Origin of the sequence: Streptomyces sp. SCL15-4 (assembly GCF_033366695.1) — a bacterium.
Classification (GTDB): Bacteria; Actinomycetota; Actinomycetes; order Streptomycetales; family Streptomycetaceae; genus Streptomyces.
The window spans coordinates 7,149,082-7,162,984 of record NZ_JAOBTQ010000001.1 but is presented as its reverse complement, the minus strand read 5'-3'; the positions used below and the strand labels follow the sequence as shown (position 1 = coordinate 7,162,984).

The 13,903-nt window shown below is 73.9% G+C and carries 14 protein-coding genes; 7 read left to right on the top strand and 7 right to left on the bottom strand.

The window, feature by feature from the left end; genetic code table 11:
- Window positions 1–24: 24 nt before the first annotated feature.
- The 4 genes from SCK26_RS32255 to SCK26_RS32240 form a co-directional block, all read right to left on the bottom strand.
- Complete coding sequence (locus tag SCK26_RS32255) at window positions 25–615, bottom strand: transglutaminase family protein (protein ID WP_318204873.1); 591 nt, start codon at window positions 613–615, stop codon at window positions 25–27.
- 78 nt (window positions 616–693) lie between these two features.
- Window positions 694–1,764, bottom strand: coding sequence for a low specificity L-threonine aldolase (locus SCK26_RS32250; RefSeq protein WP_318204872.1), 1,071 nt, complete (start codon window positions 1,762–1,764; stop codon window positions 694–696).
- Window positions 1,761–2,561 (bottom strand): SDR family NAD(P)-dependent oxidoreductase, encoded by an 801-nt coding sequence (locus tag SCK26_RS32245; protein ID WP_318204871.1) that lies wholly within the window; start codon window positions 2,559–2,561, stop codon window positions 1,761–1,763. The genes SCK26_RS32250 and SCK26_RS32245 overlap by 4 nt, the downstream gene beginning before the upstream one ends.
- Window positions 2,558–3,955 (bottom strand): DUF6421 family protein, encoded by a 1,398-nt coding sequence (locus SCK26_RS32240; protein WP_318204870.1) that lies wholly within the window; start codon window positions 3,953–3,955, stop codon window positions 2,558–2,560. The genes SCK26_RS32245 and SCK26_RS32240 overlap by 4 nt, the downstream gene beginning before the upstream one ends.
- A 405-nt stretch (window positions 3,956–4,360) precedes the next feature.
- Between SCK26_RS32240 and SCK26_RS32235 the strand changes: the two genes are divergently transcribed.
- Window positions 4,361–5,044, top strand: a complete 684-nt coding sequence (locus tag SCK26_RS32235) for a glycerophosphodiester phosphodiesterase (protein ID WP_318204869.1) — start codon at window positions 4,361–4,363, stop codon at window positions 5,042–5,044.
- 15 nt (window positions 5,045–5,059) lie between these two features.
- Here SCK26_RS32235 and SCK26_RS32230 read toward each other — a convergent pair whose 3' ends face one another.
- Window positions 5,060–5,599 (bottom strand): GNAT family N-acetyltransferase, encoded by a 540-nt coding sequence (locus tag SCK26_RS32230; protein WP_318204868.1) that lies wholly within the window; start codon window positions 5,597–5,599, stop codon window positions 5,060–5,062.
- Between the two features lie 57 nt (window positions 5,600–5,656).
- Between SCK26_RS32230 and SCK26_RS32225 the strand changes: the two genes are divergently transcribed.
- Window positions 5,657–6,049, top strand: coding sequence for a VOC family protein (locus SCK26_RS32225; RefSeq protein WP_318204867.1), 393 nt, complete (start codon window positions 5,657–5,659; stop codon window positions 6,047–6,049).
- 615 nt (window positions 6,050–6,664) lie between these two features.
- Complete coding sequence (locus SCK26_RS32220; protein ID WP_318204866.1) at window positions 6,665–7,717, top strand: aldo/keto reductase; 1,053 nt, start codon at window positions 6,665–6,667, stop codon at window positions 7,715–7,717.
- 52 nt (window positions 7,718–7,769) lie between these two features.
- Here SCK26_RS32220 and SCK26_RS32215 read toward each other — a convergent pair whose 3' ends face one another.
- Window positions 7,770–8,351 carry a MarR family transcriptional regulator gene (locus SCK26_RS32215; protein WP_318204865.1) on the bottom strand — a complete coding sequence of 194 codons (582 nt, stop codon included), beginning with the start codon at window positions 8,349–8,351 and terminating at the stop codon, window positions 7,770–7,772.
- The gene (locus SCK26_RS32210; protein ID WP_318204864.1) at window positions 8,348–10,048 is read right to left on the bottom strand and encodes an FUSC family protein; all 1,701 of its coding nucleotides are present in this window, start codon (window positions 10,046–10,048) and stop codon (window positions 8,348–8,350) included. Before SCK26_RS32210 ends, SCK26_RS32215 begins: the two co-directional genes overlap by 4 nt.
- Window positions 10,049–10,235: 187 nt before the next feature.
- Here SCK26_RS32210 and SCK26_RS32205 point away from each other — a divergent pair, with 187 nt between their 5' ends.
- The 4 genes from SCK26_RS32205 (at window position 10,236) to SCK26_RS32190 (ending at window position 13,818) form a co-directional block, all read left to right on the top strand.
- Entirely contained in the window at window positions 10,236–10,787 is a 552-nt protein-coding gene (locus SCK26_RS32205) for a DUF5134 domain-containing protein (protein ID WP_318204863.1), read from the top strand.
- A gap of 104 nt (window positions 10,788–10,891) precedes the next feature.
- Window positions 10,892–11,827, top strand: a complete 936-nt coding sequence (locus SCK26_RS32200; RefSeq protein WP_318204862.1) for a M56 family metallopeptidase — start codon at window positions 10,892–10,894, stop codon at window positions 11,825–11,827.
- A gap of 90 nt (window positions 11,828–11,917) precedes the next feature.
- The gene (locus SCK26_RS32195) at window positions 11,918–12,640 is read left to right on the top strand and encodes a phosphatase PAP2 family protein (protein WP_318204861.1); all 723 of its coding nucleotides are present in this window, start codon (window positions 11,918–11,920) and stop codon (window positions 12,638–12,640) included.
- Between the two features lie 509 nt (window positions 12,641–13,149).
- Window positions 13,150–13,818, top strand: a complete 669-nt coding sequence (locus SCK26_RS32190) for a helix-turn-helix domain-containing protein (protein WP_318204860.1) — start codon at window positions 13,150–13,152, stop codon at window positions 13,816–13,818.
- Window positions 13,819–13,903: the final 85 nt, after the last annotated feature.

Genomic DNA, 13,903 nt, shown 5'->3' with positions numbered 1-13,903 from the left:
GCGCGGCCGGTCGTACACCGGGTCTCACAGGCTCGCCGGGAGCGTCTTCCACAGGTGCGGGCGGTCCGGGGCCGTGCGCAGGGCGGTGAGGACCGCGGGATGCGGAGCGGCGTAGAGGCCCGGGTAGTCCGTCTCGCCGGCCGCGGGGTCCGGGGTCCAGGCCAGCCGTTCGCCGGCCAGGGAGAAGCGCGCGTCCACGCCCGGCTTGTTGCCGCGGGGGTCCTGCCGGTGCCAGGCGCCGTGGAAGCGCACGGCGACCAGGCCGTGGAGCAGGTGTCCGTCCGCGTCGTCGGTCAGCCGCTGGTAGCACAGGGCCGCCGGGATGTCCTCGGCCCGCAGCAGCGCGGCGAGGGCATGGGACTTGGCGTGGCAGATGCCGGTGCCCAGGGCCAGTACGTCGGAGGCGCGCCAGGTGACGCGGAGGTCGCCGGAGTCCTGTGAGTGCGCAATGGCGTCCCGCACGAACTCATAGGCGGCCCGCGCATATTCATACGAGTCGGCGGCCTCGGCGGCGAGGCGGGCGGCGGTCTCCCGGACCACCGGGTGGTGGTGGTCGATGGCCTCGTCGGCGGCCAGGTAGGCGGACAGGTCGGCGGTGTTCTGGATCAGCTCCATGTCCGCAGAGCATAGGAACGCGATCACCCGACGTCAATGACTTTCCAGGTGATCGCATACCTATGCAGTGCTACGGAGTCAGCGGGCCATCTCCTCCTTCAGGGCCGCCAGGAACGCGTCCACGTCGTCCTCCGTGGTGTCGAACGAGCACATCCAGCGCACCACTCCGGCGGCCTCGTCCCAGAAGTAGAACCGGAACCGCTTCTGCAGCCGCTCGCTCACGTCGTGCGGGAGCCGGGCGAAGACGCCGTTGGACTGGACCGGGTAGAGAATCTCCACGCCGTGCACCGCGCGGACGCCCTCGGCGAGCCGCTGGGCCATCTCGTTGGCGTGCCGGGCGTTGCGCAGCCACAGGTCCTTGGCGAGCAGCGCCTCCAACTGCACCGAGACGAAGCGCATCTTGGAGGCCAGTTGCATCGACATCTTCCGCAGGTGCTTCATCTGCCGCACCGCGTCCTGGTTGATGACGACGACGGCCTCGCCGAACAGCGCGCCGTTCTTCGTCCCGCCCAGCGAGAGGATGTCCACGCCCACCGCGTTGGTGAACGTCCGCATGGGCACGTCCAGGGAGGCGGCGGCGTTGGCGATCCGGGAGCCGTCCAGGTGCACCTTCATGCCGCGCGCGTGGGCGTGTTCGCAGATCGCGCGGATCTCCCCGGGCGTGTAGAGGGTGCCCAGCTCGGTGGACTGGGTGATCGACACGACCTGCGGCATCGCGCGGTGCTCGTCCTCCCAGCCCCAGGCCTGCCGGTCGATCAGCTCCGGGGTGAGCTTGCCGTCGGGCGTGGGCACGGTGAGCAGCTTCAGCCCGCCCATGCGCTCGGGAGCACCGCCCTCGTCGACGTTGATGTGCGCGCTCTCGGCGCAGATCACCGCGCCCCAGCGGTCGGTGACCGCCTGGAGCGCGACCACGTTGGCGCCGGTGCCGTTGAAGACCGGGAAGGCCTCGGCGGTGGCCCCGAAATGGCTGCGGACGATCCGCTGGAGGTGCTCGGTGTAGTCGTCCTCGCCGTACGCCACCTGGTGGCCGCCGTTGGCCAGGGCCAGGGCGGCCAGTATCTCGGGATGGACTCCGGCGTAGTTGTCACTGGCGAAACCGCGGACCTGCGGGTCGTGATGGCGACGCGCGTCGGTCTTGGGAGGGTTCACGGCTTCTCGGTCAGCCACAGACGGTTTCCGTTCACTTCTGCGGCGGGCTTGCTCCAGACGCCCTCGACGGCCTCGGCCAGGTCCTTGACGTCCGTGAAGCCCGCGAACTTCGCGTTGGGGCGTTCGGCGCGCATCGCGTCGTGCACCAGCGCCTTCACCACCAGGATGGCAGCCGCCGCACGCGGGCCCTCCTCGCCCCCGGCCTTGCGGAAGCCGTCGGCCATGGCGAGCGTCCACGCCTCGGCGGCGGCCTTGGCGGCGGAGTACGCCGCGTTGCCGGCCGTCGGCTTGGACGCGCCGGCGGCGCTGATGAGCAGGTACCGGCCGCGGTCGCCGCGCTGGAGGGGCTCGAAGAAGGCGAGGGAGGTGTGCTGGACCGTGCGGACCAGCAGCTTCTCCAGCAGGTCCCAGTCGGCGAGGTCGGTCTCGGCGAAGGTGGCGCTGCCGCGCCAGCCGCCCACCAGGTGGACCAGGCCGTCGACGCGGCCGTGGTCCTTCTCGATGCGCGCGGCCCAGGCCCGGGTGTCCGCCGGGTCGAGCAGGTCGACGGTCTCGCCGGTGACCGTGGCACCGCCGCGGGCGTAGCGCGCCGCGTCCACGGCCTCCGCGAGGCGCTCGGGATTGTTGTCGGCGCCGACGACGACCGCGCCCGCCTCGGCGAGCCGGACCAGCGTCGCGTGCCCGGCGGGGCCGCCCGCGCCGGCCACCGCGATCACCGCACCGCTGAGAGACCCGTTGTTCCCCACGTACCCCACGTTCTTCCCCTCTTGAACAGTGTGCCGGCCGCGGTCGCTCACGCGGCGATCCGCTCGGTGCCGTCCGCCGTGATGCCCTTGGTGGAGGCGATCACATTCTTCAGCTTCTTGGACAGCGCCTCATAGAACATGCTCAGCGGAAACTCGTCCGGAAGCACGTCGTCCACCAGTTTGCGCGGCGGCTGGGTCAGGTCCAGGGCGTCGGGGCCCTTGGCCCACTTGGAGCCGGGGTGCGGGGCGAGGTAGGTGCGGACCAGTTCGTAGCCGGCGAACCAGTGCACGAGCTTCGGGCGGTCGATGCCGTCCCGGTAGAGCTTCTCGATCTCGGCGCACAGCTGGTTGGTGACCTGCGGGGCGCGCTCCCAGTCGATGGAGAGCTTGTTGTCGGTCCAGCGGATGACGTCGTGCTTGTGCAGGTAGGCGAAGAGCAGCTGGCCGCCGAGGCCGTCGTAGTTGCGGTTGCGGTCGCCGGTGACGGGGAAGCGGAACATGCGGTCGAAGAGCACCGCGTACTGCACGTCACGGGCCTGCGGGACGCCGTCCGCCTGGAGCTTCACGGCCTCCTTGAAGGCGGTGAGGTCACAGCGCAGCTCCTCCAGGCCGTACATCCAGAACGGCTGGCGCTGCTTGATCATGAACGGGTCGAACGGCAGGTCGCCGTGGCTGTGGGTGCGGTCGTGGACCATGTCCCACAGGACGAAGGCCTCTTCGCAGCGCCTCTGGTCGTGCACCATCGCGGCGATGTCCTCGGGCAGCTCCAGGCCCAGGATGTCCACGGCGGCGTCGGTGACACGGCGGAACCGGGCGGCCTCGCGGTCGCAGAAGATGCCACCCCAGGAGAAACGTTCCGGCGCTTCGCGGACGGCGATGGTCTCCGGGAAGAGGACGGCCGAGTTGGTGTCGTAGCCCGAGGTGAAGTCCTCGAAGGTGATGCCGCAGAAGAGCGGGTTGTCGTACCGGGTGCGCTCCAGCTCGGCCAGCCAGTCCGGCCAGACCATGCGCAGCACGACCGCCTCGAGGTTGCGGTCCGGGTTGCCGTTCTGCGTGTACATGGGGAAGACGACCAGGTGCTGGAGGCCGTCCACGCGGTGCGCGGCGGGCTGGAAGGCCAGCAGCGAGTCCAGGAAGTCCGGGACCTCGAAGCCGCCCTCGGCCCAGCGGCGCAGGTCCTTCACGAGGGCCTGGTGGTAGGCGGCGTCGTGCGGAACCAGCGGGGAGAGGCGCTCGACCGCTTCGGCGACGCGCTCGACGGCCGCCACGGCCTCGGCCCGCCGCGGGGCGCCCTCGGCGTCGAAGTCGATCGAGCCGTCCTTCGACTGCCATGGCCGGATCTGCTCCACGGCATCCTTGAGCACGGTCCAGGCCGGGTGCTCAACCACCCTGGTCAGCGAAGGAGCCCGCTCCTCCGCGCCTGCCTGCACAAGAATTTCCGTCATGTCCCATCCTCCACGGGAGAACCTCGCGTGTGGTCACCGTAAGCCCACCCTGTTTCTCTCAGCAAGAGTGGGTGCCGGAAATTCTTCTGCCCACCTCCTTGGTCACCGATGTTTTTCCTGTCGTAAACCGTGACCGCGCTCACTTTCGCCGACGGCGCGCGCTCCCCGGCGCGACGGCGCACCGGTCGGTCAAGGGGGTGGAGGACGCGCCCACGGGCGGGTGACGGCCGGGGCGGATACCGGCCAACGGGCGTCTGCCCCGGCTCCCGAATGCCCGGCGCAGCCACGGGTCCATCGCACGGCCCGGCCACTAGGCTGCGGCCTTGCCGCGTGGACGACGACGTCCGGCACGGGTCCGTCGGTCCGCGCGTCGCCGAGCCGCCGTCGACGGAAGCGAGTTGAACCTTGAACTTCCTTACCATCGGTCATCGCGGGGTCATGGGCGTCGAGCCCGAGAACACCCTCCGTTCCTTCGCCGCCGCGCAGCGGGCCGGCCTCGACCTGATCGAACTCGATCTGCACCTCAGCAAGGACGGCGCCCTGGTCGTCATGCACGACGCGGAGGTGGACCGGACCACCGACGGCTCCGGGCCCATCGCCGAGAAGACCCTCGCGGAGCTGCGCGCCCTGGACGCGGGCCGCGGAGAGCGGGTGCCGGTGTTCGAAGAGGTGCTGGAGGCGGTGCGCACGCCGTTGCAGGCCGAGATCAAGGACGTGGCGGCGGCCCGGGCGCTCGCCGAGGTGATGCGCGCGCGGGACCTGACCGCGCGGGTGGAGGTGTCCTCGTTCCACGACGAGGCGATCACCGAGATCGCCCGGCTGGTGCCGGGAGTGCGCACCGCGCTGATCGCCGGCCGGTACGGCACCGAGGTGGTGGACCGCGCGGTCGCGGCGGGCGCGGCGACCGTGTGCCTGAACATCCGCCGGCTGACCCTGGAGATCGTCGAGCACGCGCGCGCGTCCGGGCTGCGGATCATCGGCTGGGTGGTCAACACCCAGGACCACCTGCGGCTGGTCCGCGCCCTGGAGCTGGACGGGGCGACGACCGACTACCCGGAGATCAAGCGCACGGGCCGGTTCACGGCGTAGACGTCGGCGGGGAGATCACGTGAGCTTCTTGACCAGCAGCTCGAACTCCAGGTCGTCGCGCTGCGGGATGCCGAAGCGTTCGTCGCCGTACGGGAAAGGGGACATCCGGCCCGTACGGCGGTAGCCGCGGCGTTCGTACCAGGCGATCAGCTCGTCGCGTACGGAGATCACCGTCATGCGCATCTCGCCGACGCCCCAGGTCTCACGGCACCGGCGCTCCGCCTCCGCCATGACCACCTTGCCGAGGCCCGCGCCCTGGAGGCCGGGGCTCACCGCGAACATGCCGAAGTAGGCGTGATCACCGCGGTGTTCCAGCTGGCAGCAGGCGACGATCCGGCCGTCCCGCTCCACGGTGAGCAGCCGGCTGTCCGGCGACTTGATCACCTCCAGCACACCCTCGGGATCGGTGCGCTGCCCCTGGAGGATGTCCGCCTCGGTGGTCCAGCCCGCCCGGCTGCCGTCCCCCCGGTACGCCGACTCGACCAGCGCGACGAGGGCGTCCACGTCGGCGTCGGTGGCGTCACGGAAGGTGAGTCCGGTGGCGGGGGTGTCCATGGCGGTGGTCTCCGATCTCGGGCGTGGCCGGGGCACGGAAGAGGGTAACCCTGCTGCATGGTGCATGTACTCAGCGGCCGGACCCTGCTCCGGCCCTCCGACCCCGAACGCTCCCGGACCTTCTACGGCGAACAGCTGGGGCTGTCCGTCTACCGCGAGTTCGGTACCGGCCCCGAACGCGGCACGGTGTACTTCCTGGGCGGCGGTTTCCTGGAGCTGTCCGGCCGCTCCGACGACCCGCCCTCCCCCGCGGTACGGCTGTGGCTCCAGGTCGAGGACGCGTCGGCGGCGTACGAGGAGCTGCGGGCGCGGGGCGTGGACATCGTGCGGCCGCCGGTGAAGGAGCCGTGGGGTCTGGTCGAGATGTGGATCGCCGACCCCGACGGCACGCAGATCGTCCTGGTGGAGATCCCGGCGGACCATCCCCTGCGCTACCGGCCCGGAATCTAGGACCGGCCCGGCGGAACGCACCGGGCCGACGGCCCCGCCCCGGCCGGGCCGGACCGCCGGCCTGGGTGGGCCCGCCGCCCCGGCCGGCCCGCCGTACTCAGCAGGTCGGCTACGGCGGTCGGGCCAAGCCCCGGCCAGAACACCGCGCTCCGCAGCCACCGCCCCGTCCCGGCCGGCCCGGCGAGACCGCCGTATTCAGCGGACGGCGACGACGGTCGGACCAGGACCCGACCGGAACACCGCGCTCGGCGGCCGGTGCCCCGCCCAGGTGCGTCCCGGCGGTCGCCGCGCGGCGACCGCCGGGCCCCGCCTCGGCCGGCCCGGCGAGGCCGCCGTGCTCAGCCGACGGCCACGACAGCCGGACCAAGCCCGGCCAGAACACCGCGCTCGGCGGCCGGTGCCGGTGCCGGTCGGCCCGGCGAAGCCGCCGGACTCGGCGGACGGCGACGGCGGTCGGAGCGCGGAGACGGAGACGCCGGACGCCGCCGCCGTCCCGTGGGCGTTGGCCGGAAGGCCGGCCAGGGGACCGGGACACGCGGGGCCGTGCGGGTTTGCCTTCGAGGGCGCTCCAGCTCCTAGCGTCGCACCGCACCACCTGCGACAAGGGAGGCACACGTGCGGTACACGCTGTTCGGACGGACCGGGTTGCGCGTCAGCGAGCTGGCGCTGGGCACCATGACCTTCGGGGAGGACTGGGGGTGGGGCGCCGACAAGGACACCAGCGCCCGGATCCTGGACGTCTACGCCGAGGCGGGCGGCAACTTCGTCGACACCGCGAACAACTACACCGCGGGCAGCGCCGAGCGGATCCTCGGCGAGCTGCTCGCCGGACGCCGCGACCGGTTCGTGCTGGCGAGCAAGTACACCTGCGGCACCCGTGACGGCGACCCCAACGCGGCGGGCAACCACCGCGGGAACCTCGTGCGGTCGGTGGAGGACAGCCTGCGCCGGCTGCGCACCGACCGGCTGGACGTGCTGTGGGTGCACGCCCGGGACAACTTCACCCCGGTGGAGGAGGTGATGCGCGCCCTGGACGACGTCGTCCGCGCCGGCAAGGTGCTCTACGTGGGCGTGTCGGACTGGCCGGCCTGGGAGATCGCGCAGGCCAACACCCTGGCCGAGCTGCGCGGCTGGACCTGCTTCGCCGGTTCGCAGCTGCGCTACAGCCTGCTGGAACGCACTCCGGAACGCGAACTGCTGCCGCAGGCCCGGGCGTTCGACCTCGCCGTGTTCGCCTGGGCGCCGCTGGCGGAGGGCCGGCTCACGGGGAAGTACCGGCGCGGGGAGTCCGGGCGGCTGGACACGCGGGACGAGCCGCCCGGGGCCCGGGAGGAGGAGGTCGTCGGCGCGGTGCTGGAGGTCGCCGAGGCGGGCGGCTGGAGCCCGGCGCAGGTGGCCCTGGCCTGGCTGCTGGGCCGGCCCGGGAACGTCGTGCCGATCGTGTCGGCCACCCGGCCGGAGCAGCTCGCGGACAACCTGGGGTGCACCGGGGTGCGGCTCGACGCGGACGCGCGGGCCCGTCTGGACGAGGTGAGCGCGGTGCCGCTGGGTTTCCCGCACGACTTCCTGCGGGAGGCCGCCGTCACCCGCAATGTGTACGGCGACCGCTGGCCGGACATCGCCGACCGCCGCTCCACGTACCGCCGTACCGCGCACGACGTCCTGTGACGCCCGCCGGCCAGGGCCCGGTGCGTGTCCGGCGCGATCCGGACGGTGGACCCTAGGCCCGCAACGCGCCCATCCGGCCCTCCAGGCGGCCCAGCAACTCGGCGAGGAGCCCGGCCAGTTCGCCTTGGTCGCCGGGAGGCAGGACGGACAGGACGGCCGTCTCGTAGGCGAGCTGCTCGGGAAGGATGCCGTCGACGAGGCCGCGGCCGGCGTCGGTGAGCCGGACGTGGGCCACGCGCCGGTCGCGGGTGTCGCCGCGCCGTTCGACCAGGCCGCGCTCGGTCAGCTGCTTGAGCCGCTTGGTGACGGCGGCCCCGGAGGAGAAGGTCTCCCGGGCCAGCTCCCCCGGGGTCAGCTCGTGGCCGGTGCGGCGCAGCGCGCCGAGCAGGTCGAACTCCGCACGGCTCAGTCCGGCCCGGCGCAGCGGGGCGTCCTCGGCCTGCTGGAGCAGCGCGGCGCAGCGGTTGATCCGGCCGATGATCTCCATCGGCCCGGTGTCCAGCCGGGGGTGGACGGACTGCCACTGGCGGACGACGGCGGAGACGGTGTCGCCGCGCGCGGGATCGGGGCCGGTCCCGGTCCGGGCACCGGTCGCTTCGCTTCCGGGCGTCGCCTGGCCGTTCGTCGCCGTCATGGCCGTATGTCCTCCGTCGCCTCGTCCGGGTCCCGGTCGCCGCCCGGCGCCCGGCCCGGGTCCTCGTCTCGGTCCGCCGGCAGGAGCCCCTGGCGCCGTACCGTCGCCGCGAGCGTACGGTGTCCGGCCTGCTCGGTGAGCACGACCCGCTCCTCGGGCAGCGCGCGCTGCCACCACTCCCCGGCGGCGGCGTCGGCCGTGGCGCGCAGGTCGACCAGGGCGGCGGCCAGGGTGCGGCGGGCGGCTTCCAGGGCGCGGGGCCGCGGGTGCGGGTCGGCCAGCAGGCGGGCGGCGTGCTCGCGGGCGCGCTCGGCTGCGGTCAGCGCGTGGTCCAGGCGGGCGCCGGCGCGCCGGTTGGTGACGGCGACGGCGGCGGCGAAGCCGACCAGCGCGCCGATCAGGGTGTCCACGATCCGGTCGGTGATCAGCTCGGCCGGGTCCTGGCTGCGCGCGAACTCGGTGATCAGCAGGGCCATCGGGGTGACGCAGACGCTGCCCAGCCAGTAGTTGCGGCCGATCAGCGCCTCGGCACCGAAGTTGAGGGCGAGCGAGACCAGCACCAGGGCGGCGGGGTGCAGATGGGTGAGCGGGGCGAGCGCGGCGAAGACGAGGACGCCGACGAGGTTGCCGACGACCCGCTGGACGCCCCGGCTCCAGGTGAGGGTGACGTTGGCCTGGTAGAGGGAGGCCGCGGTGACCAGCGCCCAGTAGGGGCGGCCGACGCCGAGGGCGAGGGCGGCGTATCCGGCGAGGGCGCAGCCGAGCGCGGTGCGTACGGCGAGCGGGGCGAGGGGGGCGAGGCGGTGCCGGAGGGAGCGGGGCGGCGCGGCCTGTTCGGCGGCGACGCCGAGGAGTTCGTCGGCGAGCGCGCCCGTCGGCTCCACGCGCGGGACCCGGCCGGTGCCGCGCAGGGCGTGGGACCAGGCGCGCAGCCGTGCGGGGTCGGCGTCGGCGGGCGCGGCGAGGGCGACCTCGGCGCGGACCAGGAGTTGTTCGAGGGCGCGCCGGGTGCTGTCGGGCCGGGCGCCGGCGGCGAGCAGCGACTGCCAGGCGGCGTGGATCGCGGCGGCGCAGGCGGCGCGGGCCCGGGCGTGGCCGTCGGCGGTGCCGCGGGTGGCGGCGTACGCGGCGGCGGCGTTCAGGGCCTGGGCGGTGGCGCGGCGCTCGGGGCCGTGCGGGCGCAGCAGCCCGGGTGCCATGCCGATCAGCCAGGCCCAGGCGCCGGCGGCCAGGGCCAGCCCGAGGTGTCCCGGCAGCTGGCCGGGGGTCTGCGGGGCGAAGAGGGAGGCGGAGCTGATGAAGGTGAGGACCACGTTGCCGGGCGGTCCGACGCGGGTGGCGTCGCACACCGTCTTCTGGGCCGCCGCGAGGACGGCGCCGACAGTGACGAGGACGACGGCGTTCGTGGTCAGCGCCGAGGCGAGCAGGGCCACGGCGAGACCGCCGACCATGCCGAGCACCACCCAGGCGAGGGTGCGGGCGCGGGCGGCGTAGGGCCGGTTGTGGCCGTAGAGCGCGCACAGCGATCCGGCCATGGTGTACATGGCGAGATCGAGCCGGCCGAGGGCCAGCAGCAGGAGGTTGGGCGGGGCGACCGCGGCGATCACGCTGAGCGCGGGCTTGAACCAGATGTCGGAGGGGCGGCCGAGGCGGAGCACTCCGGCTAGCGGAAGTCGGTGGGGGGCGGCACTGCTCATACCACTAATTTAGCATGTGTTTTACTCGTAAAATAATGAGACCTCCCAGGACAACGGCCCGTGCTCCTTCGAGTGCTCCCCGTGTACCCCCTTGCGCTCGCGTGCGCTCCGCCGGGCCGGGGCATGGCGTCCCTGGGGCGGGCGGGTCGGGCGCCGCCTTGGACCGAGCGTCGAGCGGGAGGTGCGCGTGCACGGACCGGTGTCGACAGCCTGGCTGCTGGTGGCGCTGTGCGCGGCGACCGGGGCCTACTGCCTGCTGCGGATGCGCAGCGGTGTGGCGGAGCAGCGCCGGGCCGCGGGCGGCGACGCGCTGATGGGCTTCGGGATGGCCGCGATGGCCGTGCCCGCGGCGGTGTTCACGCCGCCGGGCTGGGCGTGGCCGGTGTACGCGGCCGTGTTCGGCGCGGCGACGCTGCGCGCGCTGTGGGCGGTGCGCGGCGGCCTGTGCCATCTGCACCACCTGGTGGGCAGCGCGGCGATGGTCTACATGGCGGTGGCGATGTCCGGCGCTCCGCCCGCCGCCCACCACGGGCACGGCGGCACGGGCATCCCGCTGCTGACCGGCGCCCTGCTGCTGTACTTCACCGGCTATGTGCTGCTCTCCGGCGCACGGCTGGTGCCCGCCGCCGTCCCCGTGGGCCCGAGGGGGCCGGACGGCTGGGGCGACCGCCCGGAACTGGCCCGGGCGTGCCGGCTGTCGATGGGGATCGGCATGGTGGCGATGCTGCTGGCGATGTGAGGACGGCGCGACGGGCGACGAACTGCCCAACAAGCGCGTTGTGTACGTCACTTCGGCCCCGGGGACCGTACGCCGGACGGCCTGCCGCTCATAGGGTGCCGCCCATGATGGTCCCCTTCCTCCTGCTGCTGCTCGGCGCCCTGACCGCCGTCGTCGGCCCGAGGCTGCTGGCCCGGGCCGACTGGCCGGACCGCGAGCCGGTCGTCGCCCTCTGGGTCTGGCAGTGCGTCGTGGCGGCCGTCCTGCTGTGCTGCGCGCTGTCGATGACGCTCAGCGCGGCGGCGGCCTGGCAGGCGGTGCGCGGGCAGGTGTTCGCCACCGCGCCGCGCGGCGTCGTGGACGCGTACGCCCTCGGTACCGCGGGACCCTGGGCGGCGCCCACCGCCGTGCTGCTCGCCTGCGGAGGCCTGTGGAGCCTGGCGATGCTGGTCCGCGAGGTCCGCCGGGCCCGGGCGCGGCGGCGCGGACGGCGGGCCGGACTGCTGGTGCGGGCACCGCTGCTGCCGGGCGAGGAGCCGACGGGCGGGCGGCTGGTGGTGCTGGAGGACGACCGCCCCGACGCCTGGTGGCTGACCGGCCCGGCGCCCCGGCTGGTCGTCACCACGGCCGCGCTGCGCCGGCTGAGGGGGCGCCGGCTGGACGCGCTGCTCGCGCACGAGCAGGGGCACGCGCAGGCCCGGCACGACTGGCTGCTGCACTGCTCGGCCGCGCTGGCGGGCGGGTTCCCGCAGGTGCCGGTGTTCACCGCGTTCCGCGACGAGATGCACCGGCTGGTGGAACTGGCCGCCGACGACACCGCCTCCCGGCGCTTCGGCCGGCTGACGACCGCGCTGGCCCTGGTCGAACTCAACGAGGAGCGGGGCGTGTTCGGCCCGGGGCCGGCCCCGCAGGCGCACGTGCCGCGCCGCGTGGACCGCCTCCTGACCGCGCCAGGCCGCCTTCCCGCCCGGCACCGCCTGCGTCTGACGGCGACGGCCGCGCTGGTACCGGTGCTCCCGGTCCTGGTGGCCCTGGTCCCGGGACTGCGGGCGCTGGGCTGAGGCTCGTACCGCCCCCGGTTCGGAAGCCTCCGCTCCGCTGACGGCCCTGCCGGGCTTGGCGGCGGCGTCCGTATCCACAAAGATCGCGGCATGCGCGATCGTCCCACCGCCCCCTCTCCGCCGCCACCGCCCTCCCCCGGCCCCGCGCCGCCGCACCGCACGGCCGCCCGGGCCGCCCTCGTGCTCGGGGTCTGCTCGGTGCTGCTGCTCGTCCTCGTCGCGGTGCGCTGGCACCCTCTGCTCGCGCTGGACGGCGACATCGCCCGCGCCACGCACCGCTGGGCCGTCCGCGAGCACGCGGTGACCCGGGTGTTCCGGGTGCTGACGGACTGGGTGTGGGACCCGCTGACCATGCGCCTGGTGTGCGCGGCGGCGGCCGTGTGGCTGGTGTGGCGCCGCGCCGCCTGGTGGACGGTGTGGTGGCTGGCGGCCACCGTCGCGCTGGCCGCGCTCGTGCAGCAGTCGGTGAAGGCCGCCGTCGGCCGCCCCCGCCCGGTCTGGCCGGACCCCGTCGACTCCGCCCACTACGCGGCCTTCCCGTCCGGTCACGCGCTGACCGCGACCGTGGTCTGCGGCCTGCTGCTGTGGCTGCTGCGCCGCGGCGGCGCGGGCCGCGCCCTCAGGCGTACGGCGACGGCGGTGGCCGTCGTCTCGGTGGCCGGCGTGGGCATCACCCGGGTCTGGCTGGGCGTCCACTGGGCCTCGGACGTGCTCGGCGGCTGGCTGTTCGGCGCGCTGCTGGTGGTGCTGGCCGTGCTGGTGTACGAGTGGCCACGGGACCGGCCGGAGCCTCCGGCGCGCCGACGCGGGTGAAGTCGCCCGGACGAGACCGGATTCACCCCGCCCGAAGGTGAACTCACGTGCGGCACCGAGGCGTTGGAGGATGCCTGCGCGCTGCCGGGCGGCGCGGACCCCGTGCCCCACGGCGCCTTGGACGAACGGCACATGACACCGGCCGCCTGGACCCGTACCCCGGCGCGCCCGAGGTGCTGCGTACCTTGCACCCGCGCGGGAGCGGTGTCGGGGTGGCCAGTGGCATCGGCCGGGATTGGCGCCGGTGGCAGCAGGACGGCGGACGGCGGCGCCGCGTTCGGCTGCCGGGTGTACTTCGTGGACCACCTGCCCGTGTGCCGACGTCCGGACGGGCTGCTGCCGGTGCCGGTGCTGATGGGCTTGAAACGTGCGGCGCCCCATGCCGTCCGTCTGAGACGATCCCCCGCGTCGCCCCAGACGGACGGCTGCTCCGGGCGACCGCAAGCACACGGGTGCCCCGATGCGTTGAGTATAGTTGGCTGGCAGCCAGTCAACGCAGGAGTTACAGGATGTCCCCGCGCAGCGCTTCGGTCAATGAAGAATTGCGGCGGCGTTCCAGGGAACGGCTGCTGCAGGCCGCCGTCGAACTGGTAGGCGAGCGGGGCTTCGAGGCCACGACGCTGGGCGACATCGCCGACCGGGCCGGTTCGGCACGTGGACTGGTGTCGTACTACTTCCCCGGCAAGCGCCAGTTGGTGCAGTCCGCCGTCCACCGGCTGATGCACCGCACGCTGGAGGAGGCGCTGGAGCGGGAGCCGCACACCGAGGACGGCCGGGAGCGGCTGGCCCGGGCCATCGACGCGATCCTGGGCCTGGCCCGGGCCCGGCCGGTGTTGATGCGCCAGCACATGGCGGGCCTGCTCCACGCCGAGGGCTTCGTGCAGTGCCCGGAGCAGCGCCGGCTGGCGGAGCTGCTCGGCGAGACCGTCGCCCGCTACGGCTCGCAGGCGGTCTCGGCCGACTACCCGATGCTGCGGGCCCTGTTGATGGGCGCGGTGTACTCGACACTGGTGCCGGGCGTGCCGATGCCCGTACCGGTGCTGCGGGCCGAGCTGTTCCAGCGGTACGGGCTGGACTGGGAGATGGGCGTGCCGCCGGAGAACGAGCCGGGCGCGGGGGCGGAGGACGGGGACCTGTCCCGGTTCTTCGCCACGGGAGAGCGGCGGGAGCGGTCCTGAAGAGGCCGCCTCCGGCGCCTTCCGCGGCCGTACGCTCGCGCGTCCCGACGAGCGGCGACGGGTCCGGATCACTCCTCCGGCCCTG